Origin of the sequence: Amycolatopsis oliviviridis, from assembly GCF_014654365.1 — a bacterium.
GTDB lineage: Bacteria > Actinomycetota > Actinomycetes > Mycobacteriales > Pseudonocardiaceae > Amycolatopsis > Amycolatopsis oliviviridis.
On sequence record NZ_BNAY01000003.1, the window covers coordinates 788,593 to 811,512 of the forward strand.

The 22,920-nt window shown below is 68.7% G+C and carries 22 protein-coding genes and 1 tRNA gene; 9 read left to right on the top strand and 14 right to left on the bottom strand.

Going from position 1 to position 22,920, the window contains the following annotated elements; genetic code table 11:
* Positions 1 to 45 precede the first annotated feature (45 nt).
* The 6 genes from IE302_RS16825 to IE302_RS16850 are packed head-to-tail and all read right to left on the bottom strand — an operon-like array spanning position 46 to position 4,629.
* Complete coding sequence (locus IE302_RS16825; RefSeq protein WP_229907798.1) at positions 46 to 618, bottom strand: hypothetical protein; 573 nt, start codon at positions 616 to 618, stop codon at positions 46 to 48.
* Entirely contained in the window at positions 615 to 1,985 is a 1,371-nt protein-coding gene (locus IE302_RS16830; RefSeq protein WP_191255423.1) for a hypothetical protein, read from the bottom strand. The genes IE302_RS16825 and IE302_RS16830 overlap by 4 nt, the downstream gene beginning before the upstream one ends.
* Complete coding sequence (locus tag IE302_RS16835) at positions 1,982 to 2,785, bottom strand: ABC transporter ATP-binding protein (RefSeq protein WP_191255424.1); 804 nt, start codon at positions 2,783 to 2,785, stop codon at positions 1,982 to 1,984. The genes IE302_RS16830 and IE302_RS16835 overlap by 4 nt, the downstream gene beginning before the upstream one ends.
* Positions 2,786 to 2,803: 18 nt before the next feature.
* Positions 2,804 to 3,619 (bottom strand): zf-HC2 domain-containing protein, encoded by an 816-nt coding sequence (locus tag IE302_RS16840; RefSeq protein WP_191255425.1) that lies wholly within the window; start codon positions 3,617 to 3,619, stop codon positions 2,804 to 2,806.
* Positions 3,616 to 4,158: an RNA polymerase sigma factor gene (locus tag IE302_RS16845; protein WP_191255426.1), complete on the bottom strand. Its 543-nt coding sequence runs from the start codon at positions 4,156 to 4,158 to the stop codon at positions 3,616 to 3,618. The genes IE302_RS16840 and IE302_RS16845 overlap by 4 nt, the downstream gene beginning before the upstream one ends.
* Before the next feature lie 54 nt (positions 4,159 to 4,212).
* Positions 4,213 to 4,629, bottom strand: coding sequence for a winged helix-turn-helix transcriptional regulator (locus IE302_RS16850; RefSeq protein ID WP_191255427.1), 417 nt, complete (start codon positions 4,627 to 4,629; stop codon positions 4,213 to 4,215).
* 66 nt (positions 4,630 to 4,695) lie between these two features.
* Here IE302_RS16850 and IE302_RS16855 point away from each other — a divergent pair, with 66 nt between their 5' ends.
* Positions 4,696 to 5,610 (top strand): NADP-dependent oxidoreductase, encoded by a 915-nt coding sequence (locus IE302_RS16855; RefSeq protein ID WP_191255428.1) that lies wholly within the window; start codon positions 4,696 to 4,698, stop codon positions 5,608 to 5,610.
* On the opposite strand, the gene IE302_RS16860 is transcribed toward IE302_RS16855, so the two are convergent.
* The 4 genes from IE302_RS16860 to IE302_RS16875 form a co-directional block, all read right to left on the bottom strand.
* Positions 5,607 to 6,527 (bottom strand): nucleoside triphosphate pyrophosphohydrolase, encoded by a 921-nt coding sequence (locus IE302_RS16860; RefSeq protein ID WP_191255429.1) that lies wholly within the window; start codon positions 6,525 to 6,527, stop codon positions 5,607 to 5,609. The two genes, IE302_RS16855 and IE302_RS16860, sit on opposite strands and share 4 nt — an antisense overlap.
* Positions 6,524 to 7,528: a hypothetical protein gene (locus IE302_RS16865; protein WP_191255430.1), complete on the bottom strand. Its 1,005-nt coding sequence runs from the start codon at positions 7,526 to 7,528 to the stop codon at positions 6,524 to 6,526. Before IE302_RS16865 ends, IE302_RS16860 begins: the two co-directional genes overlap by 4 nt.
* A gap of 68 nt (positions 7,529 to 7,596) precedes the next feature.
* Positions 7,597 to 11,151, bottom strand: a complete 3,555-nt coding sequence (gene mfd / locus IE302_RS16870; protein WP_191255642.1) for a transcription-repair coupling factor — start codon at positions 11,149 to 11,151, stop codon at positions 7,597 to 7,599.
* A 56-nt stretch (positions 11,152 to 11,207) separates the two neighbouring features.
* The gene (locus IE302_RS16875) at positions 11,208 to 12,122 is read right to left on the bottom strand and encodes an LLM class flavin-dependent oxidoreductase (RefSeq protein WP_191255431.1); all 915 of its coding nucleotides are present in this window, start codon (positions 12,120 to 12,122) and stop codon (positions 11,208 to 11,210) included.
* A gap of 86 nt (positions 12,123 to 12,208) precedes the next feature.
* On the opposite strand from IE302_RS16875, the gene IE302_RS16880 reads away from it, so the two are divergent.
* Positions 12,209 to 12,973: a helix-turn-helix transcriptional regulator gene (locus IE302_RS16880; RefSeq protein WP_191255432.1), complete on the top strand. Its 765-nt coding sequence runs from the start codon at positions 12,209 to 12,211 to the stop codon at positions 12,971 to 12,973.
* 47 nt (positions 12,974 to 13,020) lie between these two features.
* Entirely contained in the window at positions 13,021 to 14,205 is a 1,185-nt protein-coding gene (locus IE302_RS16885) for a PQQ-dependent sugar dehydrogenase (RefSeq protein WP_191255433.1), read from the top strand.
* Here IE302_RS16885 and IE302_RS16890 read toward each other — a convergent pair.
* Entirely contained in the window at positions 14,202 to 14,927 is a 726-nt protein-coding gene (locus IE302_RS16890; protein WP_191255434.1) for an SDR family NAD(P)-dependent oxidoreductase, read from the bottom strand. The genes IE302_RS16885 and IE302_RS16890 overlap by 4 nt on opposite strands.
* Positions 14,928 to 14,958: 31 nt before the next feature.
* Here IE302_RS16890 and IE302_RS16895 point away from each other — a divergent pair, with 31 nt between their 5' ends.
* A complete protein-coding gene (locus IE302_RS16895; protein ID WP_191255435.1) occupies positions 14,959 to 15,480 on the top strand; it encodes an isochorismatase family protein in 522 nt (173 codons plus the stop codon).
* A gap of 3 nt (positions 15,481 to 15,483) precedes the next feature.
* Positions 15,484 to 15,876: an NUDIX hydrolase gene (locus IE302_RS16900; RefSeq protein WP_191255436.1), complete on the top strand. Its 393-nt coding sequence runs from the start codon at positions 15,484 to 15,486 to the stop codon at positions 15,874 to 15,876.
* A gap of 6 nt (positions 15,877 to 15,882) precedes the next feature.
* On the opposite strand, the gene IE302_RS16905 is transcribed toward IE302_RS16900, so the two are convergent.
* The 3 genes from IE302_RS16905 to IE302_RS16915 all read right to left on the bottom strand — a co-directional run bounded on the left by IE302_RS16905 (position 15,883) and on the right by IE302_RS16915 (position 18,249).
* Complete coding sequence (locus tag IE302_RS16905; RefSeq protein WP_191255437.1) at positions 15,883 to 16,524, bottom strand: LppU/SCO3897 family protein; 642 nt, start codon at positions 16,522 to 16,524, stop codon at positions 15,883 to 15,885.
* A gap of 82 nt (positions 16,525 to 16,606) precedes the next feature.
* Positions 16,607 to 17,200 (bottom strand): TetR/AcrR family transcriptional regulator, encoded by a 594-nt coding sequence (locus IE302_RS16910; protein ID WP_026466989.1) that lies wholly within the window; start codon positions 17,198 to 17,200, stop codon positions 16,607 to 16,609.
* Positions 17,201 to 17,298: 98 nt separating this feature from the next.
* Positions 17,299 to 18,249 (bottom strand): acyl-CoA desaturase, encoded by a 951-nt coding sequence (locus tag IE302_RS16915; protein WP_039917316.1) that lies wholly within the window; start codon positions 18,247 to 18,249, stop codon positions 17,299 to 17,301.
* 174 nt (positions 18,250 to 18,423) lie between these two features.
* Between IE302_RS16915 and IE302_RS16920 the strand changes: the two genes are divergently transcribed.
* The 4 genes from IE302_RS16920 (at position 18,424) to IE302_RS16935 (ending at position 22,796) form a co-directional block, all read left to right on the top strand.
* Positions 18,424 to 18,495 (top strand) — tRNA-Gln (locus IE302_RS16920).
* 43 nt (positions 18,496 to 18,538) lie between these two features.
* Positions 18,539 to 20,287: a GGDEF domain-containing protein gene (locus IE302_RS16925; protein ID WP_191255438.1), complete on the top strand. Its 1,749-nt coding sequence runs from the start codon at positions 18,539 to 18,541 to the stop codon at positions 20,285 to 20,287.
* A 44-nt stretch (positions 20,288 to 20,331) separates the two neighbouring features.
* On the top strand, positions 20,332 to 21,819 hold the full coding sequence (gene glmU / locus IE302_RS16930; RefSeq protein ID WP_191255439.1) for a bifunctional UDP-N-acetylglucosamine diphosphorylase/glucosamine-1-phosphate N-acetyltransferase GlmU: 1,488 nt from the start codon (positions 20,332 to 20,334) through the stop codon (positions 21,817 to 21,819).
* Positions 21,816 to 22,796 (top strand): ribose-phosphate diphosphokinase, encoded by a 981-nt coding sequence (locus IE302_RS16935; RefSeq protein WP_191255440.1) that lies wholly within the window; start codon positions 21,816 to 21,818, stop codon positions 22,794 to 22,796. Before glmU ends, IE302_RS16935 begins: the two co-directional genes overlap by 4 nt.
* Positions 22,797 to 22,920: the final 124 nt, after the last annotated feature.

Here is a 22,920-nt window from a genome sequence, read left to right on the forward strand (position 1 = left end):
ACGAATTTCGTCAGGAACGGCCCTTTCATGACATCCGGGGCGGGTTCAGCGGCGGTTGCCGAAGACCATGTAGGTCCCGAGGCCCGCGACGGCGAACACCACCGCGGTCCACGTGGCCGCGGCCACGTCGTCGGGCTGGAAGAGCCAGGTGATCACCAGATGCGCAGTGTCCGTGGCCGACGTGGTGGCCCAGACCACGAACGAGACGACGAACACGAACAGCGGTAACGTCCACCCGAAGGCCCCGCCGAACAGCACCGCGGCGATCCCGACGAGACCGAGCAGACCGCCCGCGTTCCGCAGCATGACCTCCACCGGGACCCGATCCGCCTCCCACAGCCGTGGCAGCAGCACGGATCCGAGGCCGAGGCCGCCGATCAGCAGGAGATGCAGGCCGCGCCGGGGCGCCCAGCGGATCGCGGCGGTCCGGTCGAGATCGACGTCCTGCCCGCTGAGGCCGATGGCCGTCACCGCGATCGCCACCAGAAGCGCCAGCGAAACCGGGATCATCGACCAGTTGTCCCGCGCCAGGAACCAGATCACCGCCATGCTCACCACCAGCGCCGCGAACGACGCGGGCAGGGCCCGCGAGCGGGCGTACAGCACCGCCCATCTCATCGCGCACCGCCGAGCAGGATGTCGAGCTGGTTGCCCTGGCAGGTCAGGGCCGCCTTCCGCAGCGCGAGGATCCGGTCGCGCTGCACATCGGCCGGAAGGGCACGGAAGATCTCCTGCTGCCGGATGACCTTGTTTTTCGTCTCGTCGCCCAACCAGGAACGCTGGGGCAGGTTCCAGTCGCCGAGGAACCAGCTCGACGTGATGGACCGTGCGGTGACTTCGTCCAGGTAGGACTTGTCGACACCGCGGAGGCTATAGCAGGTCGGTGTCCCGGCACCGGCGACCAGCGCCCGCGTCAGGTCGTCCGGGGCCGAGATCGAACGGACGGACCAATCCAGCAGGTCCACGGAGACGGTGCCGGCGGTACGCGGCGGCACCTCGTCGTAGTCCAGCCGCCGGTTCTGCACCGCGACCTTGACCGGCGCGTCCGGCAGTGTTCCCAGCAGCCGTAACGCTTCCTTCCCAGGCCCGGCGAGCCGGGGAAGTTCGTATTCCATCGCACGGGGGACGCAGACCGGGCCGTCGCAGACCATCGCCGTCGCGCTCGGGTCGGCGACCTTGGCTTCGGCGGTGCTGCCCGGAAGAACGGGCAAGGCGATCGCGACCGCCACCAGCGCGGGGACGACGGCGAGCGCCTTCGCCCGCGCGGAGCGAACCGCCAGCAGGAGGAATCCGGTCACGGCCAGCCCGGCGAGCCAGACCCCTTGGCCGAGATCCATCCCGCCCGAGGTGGTCACGAACGGATCGCGGACCTCCAGCGCGGGAGCGAGCAAGGAGACCCGGAACGGGACGACCCCGTAGATCGTGCTGCCCTCCGACCCGCCGATCTCGAACGTGATCATGAGCGCGAGAGCGGCGACGGCCACCGCGGGCGCCGTCAGCGGATGCGGCAGCAACCGGCCGATGCCGAGCCCGAGCCAGGCACCCGCGAGCATCGCGAGCACGCCGACCACGACGATCGGCAGCCAGCCGAAGGTGAAGAACCCGTCGTTGAAGACGGTCTGGACGGCACCGGCGGCGAAGACCAGCAGATAGCCCAGCACCAGCAGACCGCCCAGCGCGCCGGCGAGTTTCGCGGCCCGCTGCCAGCCGGGACGCGGCATGGTGGTCATCAGTTCGGCCGCGCCGGACCGGCTGTCCCGCATGCCTTGGATGACACCGGCGCCGATCGCGATCGGCCACAGGAAAACCAGCAGGAACCGGCTCCATTGCGCGGCGAGTCCCCAGTGCTCGTTCCAGGCGAGCGGCGCCTTCGCCCACGGACCACTGAACGAATACAGGAAGCCGAACGCGACGACGAGGATCGCGAGAGCGGCCCAAGGGGCGATGGTGCGGCGGAGTTCGATCCGCAGAATCCGCGTGTTCACCAGTTCCCCTTTCCTGGCTCGTGCCCCAGGAGGGCCGAGTAGCCGCGCTCGATCGGGCTGTCGCCGACGTGCTCCGCGCTCCCGGCCGCGGCCAGTTCGTCCGGGGTCCCCTGGAAGACGAGCTTCCCGTTTTCGAACAGGACGACGTCGGTGCACGCTGTCGCGACGTCCTCGACGAGGTGCGTCGAGACGACGACGCAGGCGTCACGCCCCAGCTCCTGCATGAGTTCCCGGAAGCGCACCCGCTGCGCCGGGTCGAGTCCGGCGGTCGGCTCGTCCAGCAGGAGGACGTCCGGATCGTTCACGATCGCCTGCGCGATCCCGACCCGCCGCACCATGCCGCCGGAGAGTGTCTTCATCTTGTCGTCGGCGCGATCGGCGAGACCGACCCGTTCGATCGAACGCTGCACCGCTCCCGGGATGTCCACTTTGGACATTTCTTTGAGCCACGCGATGTACTCGACGAACTCGCGGACGGTGAACCGCTTGTAGTAGCCGAAATTCTGCGGAAGATAGCCGATCCGGCGGCGCAGGCGGCGCTGATCGGTGAACCCCCCGACGGACTCACCGAGCAGCGCCAGCCCTCCCTCCGCCGGCCTGAGCACCGTCGCCAGCGCCCGGATCAGCGTGGTCTTCCCGGCCCCGTTCGGGCCGAGCAGACCGTGCACCCCCGTGCCGAGTTCCAGGTCGAGCCCGTTCACGGCGAACTTGCGTTTGCCGACCCGGACCTTCAGGCCCTCCGCCTTGATCTGCCACGCGTAGGTCGTCGGTGCGACCTCCGCGGCCCCGACAGCACGCATCATGTTCTCCCCTTCGTTCTATCGTTCGGTTCCGCTGAGCAGGCCGAAGGCGCCCCGCCGGAGCACCACCACGACCGCGGTCAGCGCGAAGATCACACCCCACATCGGAAGCAGGTCGGGATCGAGCGCGGTGGCGCGCCCTTGCGAAGCCACCGCGGGCGCGAGGATCACCGCCATCCAGATCCCGGCCAGGACATACGCCGCCCGCGCCACCCCGATCAGCCCGCCGAGCGCGAGTGTCCCGGTGGTGAACGCCAGGCTCGGCAGGAGACCGAGCCCGAATCCGCCGCCCCCGAGCCAGCCACCGAGTGCCTGTATCGGCAGTACGACGGCCAGGACCGCCGTCGTGCGGCGCAACACCAGGTAGAACCCGCCCCTCGGCGCGGAAGTGACGAGTTCGTACGCGGGGTCGAGGCCCTTCGACCACGACACCGCGACCCCGAGCACCGGCAGCACCGGTGAGAAGAGCTGGACGAACGAGTAGTTCTCGCTCCAGGTGAAGCTGGCCCAGTCCAGGAGGAATCCCGTCGCCGGGATCAGGATGATCATCACGAGCCACGGCAGCATCACCGGCGTCACCCAGGTGTGCATCCGCCCGGCCCACCGGCTTCGTGACCGCCCAGGCCCGACTTCGGCCAGTTTCGGGCCCAGTCCCGCCCACACGTCGTCCACCAGTGCCGACACGGTCGGCTGACTGACCGCCGACAGCCTCCCCCGGCATTCCGCGCACGATTCGAGATGGGCTTCGACCGCCCAGACCTCGTCGCCCGCCAAGCCGTCGTCCCCGCGGACGTAACCGGCGAGAAGCTGTCCGGACACGTGTTCCTTGTTCACGACAGCGCCTCCCGCATCGCGATCCGAGCCCGCCTGGCGCGGGTCTTGACGGTTCCTTCCGGCAGGCCGAGCAGGACCGCGGTCTCCCGGACGGTCAGCCCGTCGAGCACCATGGCCTGCAGAACCTGCCGTAGTTCGGGAGCGAGCCGGCGCAGCGCGTCGCCGACGTGGTCGCCGACCGCACCGGCCAGCGCCTCGTCCTCCGCGGCGGGCGAGACGGTCGTTTCCGCGACCGGCAGCGGCTGAGCGTGCCGTGCCCGGCGGCGGAAGGCGTCGACCAGCCGCCGCGCGGCGATCGTCCACAACCAGCCGACGGCGCTCCCGCCGACGGCCGAACCGGCGAACGCGCCGGCCGCGCGCCAGACCGCGAGGTAGGTCTCCTGCATCACCTCGGCGACGATCTGCTCGTCGGCGCAGCGACGGCGCAGGCGTACGGCCAGCCACGGCGACGTGCGGCGGTAGAGCTCTTCGAACGCCGCGCGGTCGCCTTTGGCCGTGCGGCGGACGAGCTGCTCTTCGTCCGGTTCCGTTCCCTTCACACCCGGCAAGACGTCGGGATGACGGAATCGGTTCTCACCCGATTGTGTTCCACATCACAGCGGCTGCGCGGCCTCGGCCGCTTTCTCGTCGAAAGCGGATCGGGCGGCGAAGATCTGATCGACGTTTTCGACGGCCCATTCGGCGACGGCGTTCGTCAGCCTGCCGACGTCGACGCCGAGCGGCGTGAGCCCGTACTCGACCCGCGGCGGGACGGTGGGATAGACGTCCCGCCGGATCAGTCCGTCCCGTTCCAGGGTGCGGAGAGTCTGGGTGAGCATCTTCTGCGTGATGCCGTCGAGCAGACGGCGAAGTTCGCTGAACCGCATCGGCCGCTCGTACCGCCGGATCGCGCCGAGGACGTAAAGCGCCCATTTGTTCGCGAGCACTTCGATGACCGTCCTGGACGGGCAGTCACGGCCGTGCACGGCCACCCATTCCTCGAAGATCCGCCGCTCATCGAAGGTACCCATGAGGTACCTAGATATCAGGAGAGTGCCTACTTCACAACGGGTACCGGCCACCGACATGCTTTTTCCATGCGGAAGATCCAGCAAGTCTCGTTCGGCGGGCCCGACGTTCTTCACCTCGCCGAATCGGAAAAGCCCGTTCCGGGCGAAGGCCAGGTCCTGGTGCGCGTCCACGCCGCCGGGGTGAATCCGGCCGATTGGAAGATCCGGAACGGGCTGGTCGTCGGCGACCTGCCGCTGACCGTGGGACTCGACTTCTCGGGTGTGGTCGACTCGCCCGGGACTCGGTTCCGTCCCGGGGACGAGGTCTACGGCGTCACGTTCCCGCCGAACGGCTCATACGCCGAGTACATCGCGGTCAGCGAAGACGCGCTCGCGCTGAAACCGAAAAGTCTCGATCACGTAGAGGCGGCCGCGCTCCCGATCGCGGCACTGACCGCGTGGCAGCCGTTCACCAGGACGTTCCCGGTCGGACCGGGGCACCGGGTGCTCGTCCACGCCGCGGCGGGCGGGGTCGGGCATCTCGCCGTCCAGATCGCGAAGGCCCGGGGCGCGTACGTCATCGGGACCGCCCGGGCGGCGAAGCACGCCTTTTTGCGCGACATCGGCGCGGACGAACTGATCGACTACACGACCGTCGATTTTTCAAAATCGCAGGTCATCGATGTCGTGCTGGACCCGATCTCGGGCGACTACGGCCCTCGCTCCCTGGACACGCTGAAACCGGGCGGTTCGCTGATCGACATCGTCGGGCACGGTCCGGACCGCACGGAGGTCCGGCGGAAGGCCGAAGAACTCAGTCTCCGATTCGCCGAGTTCTACGTCACCCCGTCCGGATCGGACCTGGCCGAAATCGCCGCTTTGGCCGACGCCGGTTCGCTGCGGGTCTCGATCGCCGACGTCCTCCCGCTCGAACAGGCGGCGAAGGCGCACGAACTGAGCGAGTCCGGACGCGTCCAGGGCAAGCTCGTGCTGAGGATCTAGTTCGGCCAGAACTTGCGCCAGCCGTCGGCTTCCAGCGTCGTCGGTTCCAGACCGGCGTCGCGGGCGGCCTGTTCGGCGGCGCGGATGTCCTGCGCGAACCGCTTCGCCACGGCACGGAGCTCGCCCTCGGGATCGATGCCCGCCCGGCGAGCGGTCGCGGCCACCCGGAACAGCTGGGCCGCCGCTTCGGAACCTTCGGGGAACAGGTCGAGCGGAATACCGGCGCGGCCGCTGCGCTGGCCGAGCTTCCCGGCCAGCGCCACGGCGGGCTGGCCGAGCGCGACGCCGTCAACAATGGACTGGCGGCTCTTCTCCGCCTGCTTCAGTTCTTCCCATTTCAGGTTCTGGTCGCCGACGGTCTCGACCCGCGGGGCGTCGGCGAACACGTGCGGGTGCCGTCCAACGAGTTTCGCGACCAGTTCGGACGCGACCTCGTCGATCCCGAACGGGTCGTCGGCGTCCTCGACGGCGACGCGAGCGTGGAACAGCACTTGGAGGAGGACGTCGCCGAGTTCTTCGCGCAAGGCGGCTCTGTCACCCTCCTCGATCGCGTCGAGCAGCTCGTAGGTCTCCTCGACCAGGTACTGGCGCAGCGACTCGTGCGTCTGGACGGCGTCCCACGGGCATCCGCCCGGAGAGCGCAGGCGGTCCATCACCTCGGCGGCCTCGACCAGCGGCGGAACGGGCGCTTCGATCACCCGCGCGCCTGCCCTGATCAACGCCGCGGCTCGCGGTTCCCGTCGCGACCCGGCGATGAGCACGACCTCGCGCACCTGTGCGTCTCCGAGCGCGGGCACTCCGAAAACGTCAGGATCGACATCGGAGGCCGCGTACACGGCGTGGCTGCTTCGCAGAATCGAGAGTGCCTCGGCGGGCAGTGTCGCCCCGCGGGCGATCACGACGACAGCAGCGGTCACGGGTTTTGCGGAGCGGCACCGTGCACAGGCAGCACGATGCCCTTCTTCGAAGCTTCGTTGGGCGCGAGGTCCATGCCCACAACATCCCACACGCCGTAGCGCGGATTGACCTTGAGGTCGACCTGGTCGAGGTACGGCTGGAGGAGCCGGATACCGACTCCGGCCAGTTGCTGGGCGCTGGGCTGGGCGGCCTGATCCGACGCGACGGGTTTGTCGGCGGTCCGTTCACGCACCACGACGACGACCCACAGCGGCTGCTGCGGCGTCGGCTGGAACGCGGCGACGGTGTTGGGCTCCAGGCCGAAGAGGACCGTGGCCGCGGTCGCGGGCGACTGCATCGCCGGCAGCTTCTGGCCGGTGCCCGCCTGCGTGTCGGAGGTCTGCTGGTCCTGCGCGATCAGTTCGGCGGCCGCGTTCGGCGAAGCGGCGAACTTGCGGGCCTTCTCGATCGCCTGCTCACGCAGCTTGTCCGCGTCCGAGCCGGTGGCGTCGGTCGAGGAGACCGAGCTGAAATCGAAGGTGACGGTGAGCTTGTCGAGGTACTTCATCGCGAGCTGGGTCTGCAGCGCCGCGTCGACCAGGGATTCGCGGTGGTCCCGCACGCGCGCCACGAGCTGCTGGACGCTGAGCGCGGGATCGTTCTGCGGGTTGGCCTCCATCGGCTTCGCCAGCGGATCGTTCTGCAGCGCGTCCACGACGAGCGCCTCGTCGACGCGGACGCCTTCCCGCTGAGCGGCGCGCTCGGTGAGGTCGTGGAGGATTTCCTGGCGCACGATCTCGCGGCCGACGAGGTCGAGTTTGTGCTCCTTGGCGAGCTGCTGCCCGTACGGATGCTCGCGGACGGCCTTGTCGATCAGCTGCTGCACGCGATCCACCGAAACGGTCTTGCCGCCGACGATCACCGCCGCGCCGACCTGCCCGGGTCCGGCGTTGCAGCCGGCGAGAAGCAGAGAACCGGCAAGAACCCCGACCAGCGCGCGACGGCGCCCCATGATCCGCATCACAGCGCCTACCCTCTCATACCGGCCCCTGCGAGAGAACCAGGTCGTAAGTAGCGATTCGGGTTCGCTCACGCGACAGGAGCCGGCGACTTCATCAGATTCGTCAGCAGCTTCGCGCACCAGTCGAGAAGTTCCTCGTCCCGCAGGGCCGGGGCGCCCATGCGGCCGCCCGCCGGGCCCTCGGTCGGCTTCGGCACGGAAACCGTGTTCGTCACCGCCTTGTAGAGAGCCTTGGGATACAAGCGCTTCAGCCGCACCATCTGGGAATCCGCCAGCGGCAACGGCGCGAACCGGATCGACGAGCCCTGGACCGCGACCTCGGTGACCCCGGCCGCGCGGCAGGTGTGCCGGAACGCGGCGACGGCGAGCAGCCGCCGCACCGGGGCGGGCGGCTGGCCGTAGCGGTCGATCAGTTCTTCGCGTACGGCGTCGAGCCCGGCCTGGTCCGGCGCGGCCGCGATCTTGCGGTACGCCTCCAGCCGCAGCCGCTCACCCGGGACATAGTCGTGCGGGATGTGAGCGTCCACCGGAAGATCCACGCGGACCTCGGCGAGTTCTTCCTCTTCCGAGGTCTCCGCTCCCGCGTGCCGCCGGAACGCGTCGACCGCTTCGCCGACGAGCCGTACGTACAGATCGAAACCGACGCCCGCGATGTGCCCGGACTGCTCCGCGCCGAGGATGTTGCCCGCGCCGCGGATCTCCAGGTCCTTCATCGCGACGGCCATGCCCGCGCCCAGTTCGGTGTTCTGCGCGATGGTCGCGAGGCGGTCGTGCGCCGTCTCGGTGAGCGGCGCCTCCGGCGGGTACAGGAAGTACGCGTACCCACGCTCGCGCCCGCGTCCGACCCGGCCGCGCAACTGGTGCAGCTGCGCGAGCCCGAGCAGGTCGCCGCGTTCGACCAGCAGGGTGTTGGCGTTCGAGATGTCCAGCCCGGTCTCGACGATCGTGGTGCAGACGAGCACGTCGTACTCGTTCTCCCAGAACCCCTGGATGATCTTCTCGAGTTTCTCCTCGTTCATCTGCCCGTGCGCGGTGACGACGCGCGCCTCCGGCACGAGCTCGCGAATGCGCTTCGCGGCCTTCTCGATCGAGGAAACCCTGTTGTGCACGTAGAAGACCTGGCCGTCGCGCAGCAATTCGCGCCGGATCGCGGCACCGACCTGCTTGTCGTCGTACGCGCCGACGTAGGTCAGGATCGGGTGCCTGTCCTCGGGCGGGGTCAGGATCGTGGACATCTCGCGAATCCCGGCGAGCGACATCTCCAGCGTCCGCGGGATCGGGGTCGCCGACATCGTCAGGACGTCGACGTGCGTCCGCAGCGCCTTGATGTGTTCCTTGTGCTCGACGCCGAACCGCTGTTCCTCGTCGACGATCACCAAGCCGAGGTCCTTGTACCGGATCCCGGTCTGCAGCAGGCGGTGCGTGCCGATCACGATGTCGACGTCGCCCGAGGACAACTGTTCGAGGATCGCGTCCGACTCGGGTTTCGAGGTGAACCGTGAAAGCCCCTTGATCTTCACCGGGAACGAACTCATCCGTTCGGTGAAGGTGTTCAAGTGCTGCTGCGCGAGCAGCGTCGTGGGCACCAGCACCGCGACCTGCTTGCCGTCCTGCACCGCCTTGAACGCCGCGCGCACCGCGATCTCGGTCTTGCCGTAGCCGACGTCGCCGCAGATGACGCGGTCCATCGGGACGCCGCGTTCCATGTCCGCCTTGACCTCGTCGATCGCGGCGAGCTGGTCGTTGGTCTCAGTGAACGGGAAGGCGTCCTCGAGTTCGCCCTGCCACGGGGTGTCCGGCCCGAACGGATGTCCCGGCGCGGCCTGGCGCGCGGCGTAGAGCTGCACGAGCTCGGCGGCGATCTCCTTGACCGCCTTCTTCGCCTTGGCCTTGGTGTTCTTCCAGTCGGACCCGCCGAGCTTGTTCAGCGTCGGCAGCTCGCCGCCGACGTAGCGGGAGACCTCGTCGAGCTGGTCGGTCGGGACGAACAGCCGGTCACCCGGGTGCCCGCGCTTGGACGACGCGTACTCCAGCAGCAGGTACTCGCGGGTCGCGCCGGCGACGGTGCGCTGCACCATCTCGACGAACCGCCCGATTCCGTGCTGGTCGTGCACGACGTAGTCGCCGGCCTTGAGAGCGAGCGGGTCCACGGCGTTGCGGCGCCGCGACGGCATCTTGGTGCTGAAGTCCTTTGTGGACGTTCCGGCGCCCGAGCCGCGGCCGGTCAGGTCCGCCTCGGACAGCACCACGAGAGCGCGCTCCGGCGAGACGAAGCCGTCCGAAAGCCCTCCGCACGTCACCGTCACGACGCCGGGCGTCAATGGTCCGGTGATGCCTTCCGCGAGCGACGCGGGTACCTCGCCCGCCGACAGCTGCTCGACGGCGCGGGTCGCGGTGCCGTGCCCGGCGACGACGAGCACGGCCGTCCCGCCCGCGGCCGTGTGCGCGCGCAGATCGGTCGTCGCGCGCTCGACCTCGCCGCGGTAGTTCGGCGCGGCCTCGACCGAGACGCGGTAGACGTCGGGATCGTCGCTGGCCAGCTGCGTCAGCGTCCACCAAGGGCGCTTCGTCTCCTGAGCGTGCTTCGCGATCTCCGCGAGATCGCGGTACGCGGACGCGCCGAGGTCGATCGGCGCCTGCCCGCCCGCGGCGGCCGTGGTCCAGGACGCTTCGAGGAACTCCTGCCCGGTGCGGACCAGGTCGGCCGCGCGAGCACGGATCTTCTCCGGATCGGCCAGCAGGACGTGCGTGCCCTGGGGCATCGCGTCGGTCAGCAGGTCCAGCTCGCCCTCGCACAGCACGGGGATGAGCGCCTCCATGCCCTCGACGGGGATCCCGCCGGACAGCTTGGTGAGCATCTCGGTGAGCTGCGCGTCCGCCTCGTACGTCATCGCCAGCTCGGCTGCCTTCGCGCGCACCGGCTCGGTGAGCAGCAGCTCGCGGCACGGCGGCGCGCTGACGTGCTGGATCTCGCCGGGCAGCGACCGCTGATCGGACACCGCGAACGCGCGGATCTCGCTGACCTCGTCGCCCCAGAACTCGACCCGGACCGGATGCTGCGCCGTCGGCCCGAACAGGTCGAGGATGCCGCCGCGCACGGCGAACTCGCCGCGCTTCTCGACCATGTCCACCCGCGTGTACGCGAGCTCGACCAGCCTGTCCAGCAGCCCTTCGAAGCTCTGCTCCTCGCCGACGACCAGGTCGATCGGCGCGAGCGAACCGAGCCCGGGCGCCATCGGCTGGATGAGGCTGCGGACGGTCGCGACGACGACCCGCAGGCCGTCCGTCCCCGTCTTGAGCCGGTGCAGCACCTCCAGCCGCCGGCCGACGGTGTCCGCCCGCGGGGACAGCCGCTCGTGCGGCAGCGTCTCCCAGGACGGGAAGTCGACGACGGCGCCTTCGCCGAGGAACGACTTCAGCGAGGCTGTCAGCTCGTCGGCCTCGCGGCCGGTGGCGGTCACCGCGAGCACGGGGCGGCCGGCGCCCTCGTCCGCGGCGAGGGCGCCCGCGACCAGCTGGCGGGTGGCGATCGCGCCCTGGAGCTCGAGCACCGGGGCACCGGCCCGCTCGACGACCCCGCGAAGGGCCGGATCGGGAAGGATGGAATGAAGGAGTCCGGACAATGGAGCGTTTGTCACCGTCCCAGCCTACGTGGGGGCACCGACAGTCCGCCGCGCGATTACCTGGGCAGGGCGTCGACCACCTTCGGGAGCTGCTCGTCGAACTCGGCCGGTTCCTGCGTCGCGACGCGGATCAGCACGTGTTCGGCGCCCGCTTCCCCGTATTCGCGAAGCCTTTCGGCGACCTCGTCCCGGCTGCCCGCGATCTGCACCTGGATCTTCTCGACGAAGTCCAGCGGGACGCCGTAATTCCGCTGTGCGTAGTCCTCCAGCCGCTCCCGTGCCCGGATCGGGTCGTCCTCGATGAGCACCGTCGCGAACAGCGCGGGTGTCACGGTGCGTACGGCGGTTTCGCGGATCTTCGCGAGGCCGTCGGCGTAGTCGGCGACGTCGGGCGGATACGGCAGCCAGCCGTCGTATGACCGTCCCGCTCGCTTCAGCGCGCCGGGCGTGAACGCGGCCAGCCACACCGGCGGACCGCCGGGACGGTACGGCTCCGGGTACTCCGGAAGGGTGTCGTAATGCAGCACTTCGCCGTGGAACGGGCCGCTCTTCCCGCTCCAGACGTGCCGCCACAGCGCGACGATGTCGTCGAGCCGGGCCCGCCGGCGCTCCCACGGGACGCGGGTGAAGGCGAACTCGGGTTCGCTGCGGCCCGCGAACCCCGCGCCGACGCCGAGCGTGATCCTGCCCTGGCTGAGCAGGTCGAGCGAAAGGATCGCGTTCGCGGAAAGGAGCGGATCCCGCAGGGCCGGGAGCAACGCGGCGGTACCGAGCGTGACCCGTTCGGTTCTGGCGGCGAACGCGCCGAGCAACGTCAACGGATCGATGGGCGCCTTCGCGAGGGTGTCGCCGACCCACACCGAATCGAGGCCGAGGCGTTCGGCTTCGACCGCGAGGGCGACCATTCCCGGCGCGGTGCGCCCGGCGTCGAGGATGGACCGATAAGTGGGAACGACCAGACCGAATTTCATGCCGGAAGCATCTCCGCGGCGGGGAATGCCCTCAATTCCCTCCAGGGAATAGCGGCGGCGAACGCGGCTCGGCCAAGATGACGACCATGGTTTCCGGATTCGGCCCCGCACTGAAGGGCTGGCGTGAACGGCGGCGGTTGTCCCAGCTGGAACTGGCGATCCGGGCCGGAACCACCCAGCGTCACGTGAGTTTCCTCGAAGGCGGCCGGTCGATCCCCGGCCGCGGTCTCGTGCTGCGGGTCGCCGAATCGCTCGAACTCCCGCTCCGGGAACGCAACGGTCTGCTGCTCGCGGCCGGGTTCGCGCCCGGTTTCCCCGAAACGGAACTGGACGACCCCAAGCTGAAACCGGTCCTCGACGGTATGCGACGGCTGCTCGACGGGCACCGGCCGTACCCGGCCATCGTGGTCGATCGCTACGGCGTGCTCGTCGCCCGCAACGACGCGCTCGGCCTGCTCTTCGAGGACGTGGCACCGGAGTTGCTGGAGGAGCCGGTCAACACGCTGCGGCTCGCCCTGCATCCGGAGGGGATGGCGCCGCAGGTGCGAAACCTCGCGGATTGGGCCCGGCACGTCCTGGAACGGCTGACGCAGGAGATCGCGCACGCCCCGGACGAACGGCTCACCGCGCTGCTGGCCGAACTCGAAGGTTACGTCCCGGCGCCCGGACCGCCCGGCCCGGACCATCTCGGGTTCGCCGTGCCGATGCGCCTGTCCACTTCGGCGGGTGAGCTGCGGCTGATCACGGCCATCACGACGTTCGCGACCGCCGCCGACGTCACGGTGTCGGAGCTGAAACTCGAGACTTTCCTGCCCGCCGACGCCGAAACCGCCGCGATCCTCACCGGATGACCGGTTCGTTCCTCGCGGGCGATTGGCGAGGCTGGCATGCTGATGCCATGCGCACTACCGCCGTCGTCGCGTTCTCTTCACTGTTCTTGCTGGTCACAGCCTGTTCCGGGGCGTCGAGCGAACCGGTGCAGAGCGCGCCGCCGGTCACCTCCAAGCCCGCCGTGTCGAAGCTGAAGGTCGAGCAGGTCACGGCCGGGCTCGAACACGGCTGGGACGTCGGCTTCCTGCCGGACGGCAAGATCCTCGTCACCCAGCGGCCCGGGAAGCTGGCCTTGGTCGACGGCGGCACGAAACGCGACGTCACCGCCGACTTCTCCGACGTCCTCGTGCGCGGCGAGGGCGGCCTGATGGGGATGGTGATCAGCAAGGACTTCGCGACGTCGCGCGAGTTCATCACCTGCCAGACCCACAAGGAAGGCGACAACGCCGTCGACATCCGGCTGGTCACCTGGCGGCTCTCGGAAGACAACGCGAGCGCCACGAAGGTCAAGGACCTGCTGACCGGGCTGCCGGTGAACTCCAGCGGCAGGCACTCCGGTTGCCGTCCCACGTTCGGCGCGGACGGCGCATTGCTCGTCGGCACCGGCGACACCGCCCGCCCGCAGCACCCGCAGGACCGCACGAGTCTCGGCGGCAAGGTGCTCCGCATCGACGCGAAGACCGGGAACCCGTTGCCGGACAACCCGTTCATCACGTCGGCGAATCCGAACGAACAGCGTCTGTTCACTTACGGGCATCGCAACGTCCAGGGCGTCACGGTCCGGCCGGGTACCGGGCAGGTGTTCACCGCCGAACACGGGCCGACCATCGACGACGAGGTCAACCTGGAGCGCGCGGGCGCGAACTACGGCTGGGACCCGTCCAAGGGCGGCACCGAGACCAGTTACGACGAAAGCGTCCCCATGACCGACAAGCAACGGTTCCCGGACGCCGTCGGTCCTTTGTGGACGACCGGCGAGATCACCGAGGCGATCTGCGGCGCGGAGTTCCTCACCGGATCGCAGTGGGGCACGCTCGAAGGCTCGCTCGCCGTCACCGCGCTGAAGGGGCAGAAGCTCCTGCTGTTCCGCCTCGACGAAACCGGCAAGGTCACTGAAGTGACGCTGCCGCCCGAGTTCGACGACAAGTTCGGCAGGTTGCGCGCCGTCCGAAGCGGACCGGACGGCGCCCTCTACATCACGACTTCGGAAGGCAAGGACGACAAACTGCTGCGCGTCACCCCGGGGGCTTAGCTGCCGAAGTACGCGCCGCCGTTGACGTGGACGACCTGGCCGGTGACGTGGCGCGCGGCCGGGCTCGCCAGGAAGGCCACCACTTCGGCGACGTCCGCGGGCTCGCCGGCGCGGTTGGTCAGCGTGTTGCCGATGAGCCACGCCCGGCGCTCGTCGGACAGCTTTCCGTTGAAGAACTCGGTGTCCCCGACCAGCCCCGGCGCGACGATGTTCGCGGTGATCCCGCGCGGCCCGAATTCCCTTGCCACATCGATGTTCCACGCCTCCAGCGCGGCTTTCGCGGCACCGTAGGAACCGGCTCCGGTGTGCGCGGCGATGGAGCCGATGGTGACGATCCGCGCGTCGTCGGCGAACCTCTCCCGCAGAGCGCGGGTGACCAGGACGGCGCTGAACACGTTCGCGTCCAGATTGGCCTGCCAGTTCGCGGCGAACGACTTCAGGTCCCCGGCGGATCCGTTCCGGAAATCGGTGTTCCCGCCCGCGTTGTTGACCAGGACGTCGACCCGCTCCGGCAGTTCGGCCAGTGCCCGTTCCACCGCGTCCGGATCGGCCGCGTCGAACGGGACCGGGTTCGCGCCGAGCAACGTCGCGGCCTCGGTGAGGACCTGTTCGCGACGGCCGGTGATCGTCACCCGGTCGCCTCGCTCGGCGAACGCCGCCGCGACCGCGTAGCCGATTCCCGTTCCACCACCGGTGATCACTACTTCCCTGTGCTGCCCCATGCGGTCAGCATAGGCACACTAGGCTCCCGCCATGACGAAGATCGACCCGGCGACGACGGCGCTCGTCCTGATCGACCTCCAGACGCGGATCGTCGCTTTGGAGACCACACCGATCGAAAGCACGGAGGTCGTCGCGAACGCCGTATTGCTGCGAGACGCCTTCAGCGCGGCCGGCTCACCGATCGTCCACGTGCGGGCGCACCGGCCGGACGTCGACGAGCAGCCGCCCGGCAGTGAACTGGTCGCCGAGCTGACGCCCCGCGAAGGCGAGCACCTGATCACCAAGCACACGATCGGCGCGTTCTACGGCACCGGACTGGACGAACTCCTGCGCGGGCTCGGCGTGAAGACGCTGGTGTTCGGCGGGATAGCCACGGAGTACGGCGTCGAGTCGACACTGCGGGCCGCTGTCGACCACGCCTACGAGACCATCGCCGTTTCGGACGCGATGGCGGGCATCGCCGCGATCTCCCACGAATCGGCGATCACGAAGGTCTTCCCGCGACTGGGCGAGGTGCTCACGACCGCCGAGACCGCCGCGGCGCTGGGCTGACCCATGATCGACAAAATCGCTTGGCTGCACCTGGTGGACGGCCGGATCCTGAGCACGCGCTCGCGCGGCAAGTCCGTTTTCTACCTGCCCGGCGGGAAACGCGAACCCGGCGAAAGCGACACCGAGACGCTGATCCGGGAGATTCGCGAGGAACTGACCGTGGAGATCACCCCGGCGAGCGTCGCGCCCGCCGGGGTGTTCGAAGCCCAGGCCGACGGGCACGCGGCAGGGCTCGTGGTCCGCATGACCTGCTACACCGCCGAATTCAGCGGAACGCTCGCGGCCAGCAGCGAGATCGAGGAAGTCGCGTGGCTGGGCTACGCGGACAGGGACCGGGTCTCCGCGGTGGACAAGATCATTTTCGACCACCTGCGGGAGACCGGCCTCCTGCGGTGACGACCGCTACTTCTTGAGGTCGTCCAGGCACAGCACCCGCGACTGCGGCAGCGTGCCACCCGCTCGCTGCCACTGGATCTTCTCGTCGGTCGACGGCACCTGGGTGCACACCGTGCTGCCGTCGACGAGGAAGGTCGCGCTCTTCTCGATGGCGAGGACCTTGTACCGCGCTGTCGCGCAGTCCTCCTTCGTGAGCTTCTTCGCGTCGACCACGCCGTCGGGAAGGCAGTCGCCTACGACCGGTGCCCGCTCGCCCGGGTTCTTCAGGTCCTCCAGGCAGAGCAGGGTGCCGTCACTGGCCCCCTTCTTCCCCTGGAAGAAGTACGCGTCGGTCGTCGGATAGTCGTCGCATTCGGATCCGCCCGAGAGCTTGAGTCCGATTTCCGACTTGTTCTCCTGTTTTCCGACGACCTTGAAGTTGGCGTCCGGCTTCCCGCATTCGGTGTTCTTGACGCTGTCCGCGTTGTCGACGTTGCCCGTCAGACAGGCGCCGACCTCGGTGCTCGACGCCGTGAACGGATTCGCCACGAAGAACGCGATCACGGCGATGACGGCGAAGATGCCCAGGCGGATGACGGGCTTCAGCCACGTTCTCTTCTTCTGCTGCGGAACCATCTGTTCCACGGCGGGCGCGGGATAGTTTTCCACGGTGCTTCCCCCAGCTTGATGATCTCTTCGGGGGACTCAGCGCTCGCCGCCCGGAAAACGTTACTGCCGCGCGACGCAGATCTCAGTGCAGCCGCAGCTTGGGCTTGTGCTCCAAATTGGACAGACCGTTCCAGGCGAGGTTGACCAGATGCGCGGCGACCTCGTCCCGCTTGGGCTTGCGGGCGTCGAGCCACCATTGACCGGTCAGCGCCACCATCCCGACGAGCGCCTGCGCGTACAACGCGGCCAGCTTCTCGTCGTAGCCCCGCGCGGCGAACTGCTGCGCGAGGATGTGCTCGACCTGGCTGGCGATGTCGTTCAGCACCGTCGAGAACGTGCCCGTCGAACTCGCGACGGGCGAATCCCGCACCAGGATGCGGAAACCGTCGTGCGAGTCCTCGACGTAGGAGAGCAACGCGATCGCCGCCTGCTCCAGCATCACCCTCGGGTGTCCACCGTGGAGGGTGGAGACCATCCTGTCGAGCAGGAGCTGGGTCTCGCGGTCGACGACGACGGCGTAGATGCCTTCCTTGCCGCCGAAGTGCTCGTACACCACCGGTTTGGAGACGTTCGCACGATGCGCGATCTCCTCGATGGAAGTGCCTTCGAAACCCTTCTCCGCGAAAAGGGCTCTGGCGACGTTGAGCAGCTGCTGCCTGCGCTCGCTCCCCGTCATCCGCACCCGGGCCACCGGAGCGACCGGACGCGCCCCGGTGACCGCTTCACGTTTGGTTCGCCGTCTCCCCGCCATTGCAGAAGACTAACGCGACCTCGCTATTTGCTTTCGGTGGCGATACGCGCGAGGCGCTGCGGGGTCGGCCAGCGCACGTCATAGGCCCAGCCGAACTTCTCGAAGATCCAGATGAGCCGGGCGGAAATGTCGATCTGGCCACGCTGCACACCGTGCCGCGCCGAGGTCGGGTCGGCGTGGTGCAGGTTGTGCCAGGACTCGCCGAAGGAGAAGATCGCCAGCGGCCAGAAGTTGGCCGATTTGTCGCGGGCGGCGAACGGGCGCTCACCGATCATGTGGCAGACCGAGTTGACCGACCAGGTCACGTGGTGCAGCACGCAGACGCGCACCAGCCCGGCCCAGAAGAACGCGGTCACCGCGCCCCAGAACGACCAGGTGATCAGTCCGCCGAGGATCGCGGGCAGCACCAGGGTGAGCAGGCTCCACAGCCAGAACAGGTCGTCGACCTTCTTGATGGCGCGGTCCTTGAGCAGGTCCGGCGCGAACCGTTCCGCGTTGCTCTGGTCGCGGTCGAACAGCCAGCCCATGTGCGCGTGCCAGAAACCCTTGGCGATGGCGAGCGGCGTCGTCCCGAACAGCCACGGCGAATGCGGGTCGCCGTCGCGGTCGGAGAAGGCGTGGTGGCGCCGGTGGTCGGCGACCCAGGTGATCACGGGACCCTGGACGGCCATGCTGCCGGCGATCGCCATCACGACGCGCAGCCACGGCTTGGCCTTGAACGAGCCGTGCGTGAAGTACCGGTGGTACGAGACGGTGATACCGAGTCCGCTGATCGCGTAGAAGACCACGAAGATGCCGACGTCGACCCAGGTCAGACCCCAGCCCCAGGCGAACGGGACGGCCGCGAGCAGCGCGGCGAGCGGGAAGATGACCCCGAGGTAGACCGACAGCTGCACGGCGCTCGACCGCTGCCCGTCGGTAACCGGCTTGGGGCCCTTCGCGGGCTTCTGGGACTGGTCCAGGGTAGCCGTCATGCAGTCACTTCTTTTCTACGCGCGACCCTTGAGGGTTTCCCTAAGGGTGTCCTTACCTACGATGCCGTAAGTTACGGTACAGGAGGTTTCGTCCCCTGTGGAGTGCCCGCGACGGCGAGGCAACCCCCGGGCGCACGTAGAGGTCTCCGGCATGGCTATCCTGACCAGGATCGATCCGCCGTAGTGTAATCGGCAGCACTTCAGATTTTGGTTCTGACAGTTCAGGTTCGAATCCTGGCGGCGGAGCAGACGAACAGATGACCAGCGGCGTTTTCAACGGTGGGGGTGTGTGCGGCTGACCGAGGACGCGACGACCAGTGGCAGGCGGCCGGCGCTTGCGGAGATGTCCGACGCCTGGCTCTACGGTCGCGCGCGCGAACTCGGGGCGGCCATACAGCGCGTCAGCTTCGCCGAACAGCTGGACATCGTCACCAGTCTCGACGAACTCCTCGACGAGACGCAGCGCCGCGGCGAACCGCTGCTGGTCGCCCAGCTGCTGCGGTATTCCGCGATGGCGAGGCTGGTCACCCGCGGTCTCGCCGCCGAGGCCGAACCCAGGCTCGACGAGATGCTCGCGCACACCAGGCGGCACGGTCTCGCGCTGATGCGGGCCGACGCGCACGCCATGCGCGGCCGTCGTCTGGTGATCGCCAAGCAGGAGGACGCCGCCCTCACCGAGATCGCCAGGGCACTGGCCATCCTCGATGACTCCGCGGTCCCGGACCGCCAGGTCGGCAGGCGCAACTGGGACCGGATGCTGTCCACGACCCTGGTCGACTGCTGGCTGGTGCTGAACCAGCTCGGCGTCTACGAGGCGGCCGAGGAGGCCATCGCCCGCGCCGCGCAGGCGATCCGCGACAGCGCGAGCCCGCACGAGATCGCGCTCCAGCTGATCAACCGGGTCAAGATGCTGCTGGGCTGGGGCCTGCGGCTCGAACGCATCGAGCGCTACGACGAGGGAGCGGACAAGTTCCGTACCGCGGCGTCGATGGCGCAGGCCGCCGAAGGGCCGTTCACCGAGTCGCTGTTCCCGCGCAAGGCCAACCTGCCCGCGATCGACCAGGTCGGCGTGCTCGCCGCGGCGGCGGCGCTGGCGTCGCCCGATTCATCGCATATCGAGCGGCTGAACTCGCTGTTGAACCCGGAACTGGTGTTCCCGCACGAACGCGAGATCATCGCCATCGCGCTGGCACGCTGCCTGGACAACGCCGGCCGCCGCGAAGACGCGCTGCAGGTGCTCAAAGAGGTCCGCGAGGACAACGAGGACGGCTCGCTGCCGTCGATGCGGCTGAACCTCGCCCGCGAGCTGGCCAGGCTCGACACCACCCCGGACTACGCGTCCGGGGCGAGCCAGTCGCTGATCGACTACGCGACCATTCTGGAGACGGAGATGTGGTCGCTGCGGGAATCGCAGATCGCCACGCTCAACGCGCGCCGGGAGCACGAACGCCTGTCCGCCGAACACGGCGCGATCACCCAGCAGGCCCTGCAGGACCCGCTCACCGGGCTGCCGAACAGGCGCGCGCTCGACGAAAAGCTGCGTTCGCTGGCGTCGTCGGCGGACGCCCAGCCGCTCGCGGTCGCACTCGTCGACCTCGACGGTTTCAAGGACGTCAACGACAAGCAGTCGCACGCCGAGGGCGACAACGTGCTCCGTGTCATCGCGAGCACGCTGCGCGACGCCCTGCGCGGCGACGACGTCGTCGCCCGATATGGCGGGGACGAGTTCATCGTGCTTCTACCTGGGGCTCCGGCGTCGGCGGCGAAGCAGGCGCTGGGTCGTTCTGTGAATGCCGTCGCATCTCTGCCGCACCATCTTTCGCACGGCGTCACCCTCTCCGTCGGCCTCGTCTCGCTACGCCCGCAGGAGCGCGCGGAACAGGTCCTGGCACGCGCCGATGCGGCCATGTACCAGGCGAAACGTGGCGGAGGGAACCAGGTTTCGTCGGTGAACTCGATGGCCATCGATCCGGCGACCGGATGGCCCGGTGAGGATGCTCCGACCGACCCCGCGTGGGACTCCGAGCAGCCCACGTAGGATCAATGCCCGACAACCACCGTTGGTGAAATGTTGGGAGTGCCGTGACCGGCCCGCTGAGCACGTTGATCCTCGCCGCGGGTGAGGGCACCCGTATGCGCTCGTCCACCCCGAAGGTGCTGCACCCGATCGCCGGCCGTCCCCTGGTCGAGCACGCGGTCCGGGCCGCCGCGGGACTGAGCCCGGAACACCTGGTCGTGGTCGTCGGCCACGGCCGCGACTCGGTCGGCGCGAAGCTGGCGAAGGTCGGCGAGGCGCTCGGGCGCGAGGTCGTCACGGCCGTCCAGGAGGAGCAGAAGGGCACCGGGCACGCCGTTTCGTGCGCGCTCTCGGCGCTGCCCGCGGGGCTGACCGGCACTGTGGTCGTCAGTTACGGCGACGTCCCGCTGCTCGACACCGAAACGCTCGCTTCCCTGGTCACCGAGCACACCTCCACCGGGAACGCGGTCACCGTGCTGACCGCCGTCGTCGAGAACCCGACCGGTTACGGCCGGATCGTCCGCGACGACAGCGGCGTCGTCACCTCGATCGTCGAGCAGAAGGACGCCACTCCGGAACAGCGCGAAATCGCCGAAATCAACTCCGGCGTCTACGCCTTCGACGCTTCCGTTCTGGTCGACGGTCTTTCGAAGCTTTCGACCGACAACGCGCAGGGCGAGCTTTACCTCACCGACGTCCTCGGCATCGCCCGCGGCGACGGCAAGGGCGTCGGCGCGCTGGTCATCGACGACCCGTGGGTGACCGAAGGCGTCAACGACCGCGTTCAGCTCTCCGTCCTCGGCGCCGAACTGAACCGCCGGATCGTCCGCGGCTGGCAGCGGGCGGGCGTCACCGTCGTCGACCCGGCGAGCACCTGGATCGACGCGGGCGTGACCTTGTCGCGCGACGTCGTCATCGAACCCGGCGTGCAGCTGAAGGGGTCGACGTCGATCGGCGAGGGCGCGCAGATCGGCCCGGACAGCACTCTGGAGAACGTCTCCGTCGGCGCGGGCGCGTCGGTGGTGCGGACGCACGGTTCCGATTCGGAACTGGGCGACGGCGTGAAGGTCGGCCCGTTCACCTACCTGCGTCCCGGCACCAAGCTGGGGATCAAGGGCAAGCTCGGCGCCTTCGTCGAAACGAAGAACGCGGACATCGGCGCCGGGACGAAGGTTCCGCACCTGACCTACGTCGGCGACGCGACCATCGGCGAAAACAGCAACATCGGCTGCTCCAGCGTCTTCGTGAACTACGACGGCGTGAACAAGCACCACACCACGATCGGCTCCCATGTGCGGCTCGGCGCGGACAACACGTTCGTCGCCCCGGTGACCATCGGCGACGGCGCCTACAGTGGGGCAGGCACCGTGATCAGGCAAGACGTGCCCCCGGGCGCGCTCGCCGTGTCCACCGGGCCGCAGCGCAACATCGAAGACTGGGTGACCCGGCGCAGGCCGGGCACACCCGCGGCGGAAGCAGCTTCCGCCGCGAAGCAGGACACCACCGCCGTGTCCGATTCAGCAAAGGGAAACGACGGGGAGTCGCCAGCATGAGCTCGAAGTCCGGAACACCGAAGAAGAACCTGATGCTCTTCTCCGGGCGCGCCCACCCGGAACTCGCGGAAGAGGTGGCCAAGCACCTCAACGTGTCGGTCGTCCCGCAGACCGCGCACAATTTCGCCAACGGGGAGATCTTCGTCCGGTTCAACGAATCGGTGCGCGGGACCGACGCGTTCGTGATCCAGAGCCACCCGGCGCCCATCAACGAGTGGGTGATGGAGCAGCTGATCATGGTGGACGCCCTCAAGCGGGCGAGTGCCAAGCGGATCACCGTGATCATGCCGTTCTACCCGTACGCGCGGCAGGACAAGAAGCACAAGGGCCGCGAGCCGATCTCCGCGCGCCTGATCGCGGACCTGTTCAAGACCGCCGGCGCCGACCGGATCATGACGGTCGACCTGCACACCGCGCAGATCCAGGGCTTCTTCGACGGCCCCGTCGACCATCTGCTCGCGCAGAACGTGCTGGCCGCGCACATCAACAAGACCTACCAGGACGAGAACATCACCGTCGTCTCGCCGGACTCGGGCCGCGTGCGGCTGGCCGAGAAGTGGGCCGCCCAGCTGGGTGACCGGCCGATCGCCTTCATCCACAAGACGCGCGACCCGGACAAGCCGAACCAGGCCGTCGCCAACCGCGTCGTCGGCAAGGTCCGCGGTCAGCTGTGTGTGCTGATCGACGACATGATCGACACCGGCGGCACGATCGTGAAGGCCACCGAGGCCCTCCTCGACGAAGGCGCGTCCGACGTCGTCATCGCCTCGACCCACGGCATCCTGTCCGACCCCGCCACCGAGCGGCTGTCGAACTGCAAGGCGCGCGAGGTGATCGTCACCAACACGCTGCCGATCCCCGAGGCGAAGCGGTTCCCGGGCCTGACCGTGCTGTCCATCGCGCCGCTGCTGGCGCAGGCCATCCAGCAGGTCTTCGAGGACGGGTCGGTCACGTCCCTCTTCGACGGCAACGCCTGATCTCAGCGAAGCAAGGGACCTTTGCTCTCGCTCTCTTCCGGAGAGTGACAGCAAAGGTCCCTTGCTTCGTTTTCGGCTCCTCGCGAAACGACGCGCGCCCGGCCGCCCGGCGTGGCTAGGTTCC

Excerpts from the sequence above, each read along its gene's own strand:
- IE302_RS16855 (WP_191255428.1), top strand. The coding sequence starts at position 4,696 with ATGCGGAAGATCCAGCAAGTCTCGTTCGGCGGGCCCGACGTTCTTCAC.
- IE302_RS16865 (WP_191255430.1), bottom strand. The coding sequence starts at position 7,528 with ATGCGGATCATGGGGCGCCGTCGCGCGCTGGTCGGGGTTCTTGCCGGT.
- IE302_RS16885 (WP_191255433.1), top strand. The coding sequence starts at position 13,021 with ATGCGCACTACCGCCGTCGTCGCGTTCTCTTCACTGTTCTTGCTGGTC.
- IE302_RS16900 (WP_191255436.1), top strand. The coding sequence starts at position 15,484 with ATGATCGACAAAATCGCTTGGCTGCACCTGGTGGACGGCCGGATCCTG.
- IE302_RS16825 (WP_229907798.1), bottom strand. The coding sequence starts at position 618 with ATGAGATGGGCGGTGCTGTACGCCCGCTCGCGGGCCCTGCCCGCGTCG.
- IE302_RS16895 (WP_191255435.1), top strand. The coding sequence starts at position 14,959 with ATGACGAAGATCGACCCGGCGACGACGGCGCTCGTCCTGATCGACCTC.
- IE302_RS16910 (WP_026466989.1), bottom strand. The coding sequence starts at position 17,200 with ATGACGGGGAGCGAGCGCAGGCAGCAGCTGCTCAACGTCGCCAGAGCC.
- IE302_RS16915 (WP_039917316.1), bottom strand. The coding sequence starts at position 18,249 with ATGACGGCTACCCTGGACCAGTCCCAGAAGCCCGCGAAGGGCCCCAAG.
- IE302_RS16850 (WP_191255427.1), bottom strand. The coding sequence starts at position 4,629 with ATGGGTACCTTCGATGAGCGGCGGATCTTCGAGGAATGGGTGGCCGTG.
- IE302_RS16935 (WP_191255440.1), top strand. The coding sequence starts at position 21,816 with ATGAGCTCGAAGTCCGGAACACCGAAGAAGAACCTGATGCTCTTCTCC.
- IE302_RS16875 (WP_191255431.1), bottom strand. The coding sequence starts at position 12,122 with ATGAAATTCGGTCTGGTCGTTCCCACTTATCGGTCCATCCTCGACGCC.
- IE302_RS16890 (WP_191255434.1), bottom strand. The coding sequence starts at position 14,927 with ATGGGGCAGCACAGGGAAGTAGTGATCACCGGTGGTGGAACGGGAATC.
- IE302_RS16835 (WP_191255424.1), bottom strand. The coding sequence starts at position 2,785 with ATGCGTGCTGTCGGGGCCGCGGAGGTCGCACCGACGACCTACGCGTGG.
- IE302_RS16880 (WP_191255432.1), top strand. The coding sequence starts at position 12,209 with ATGGTTTCCGGATTCGGCCCCGCACTGAAGGGCTGGCGTGAACGGCGG.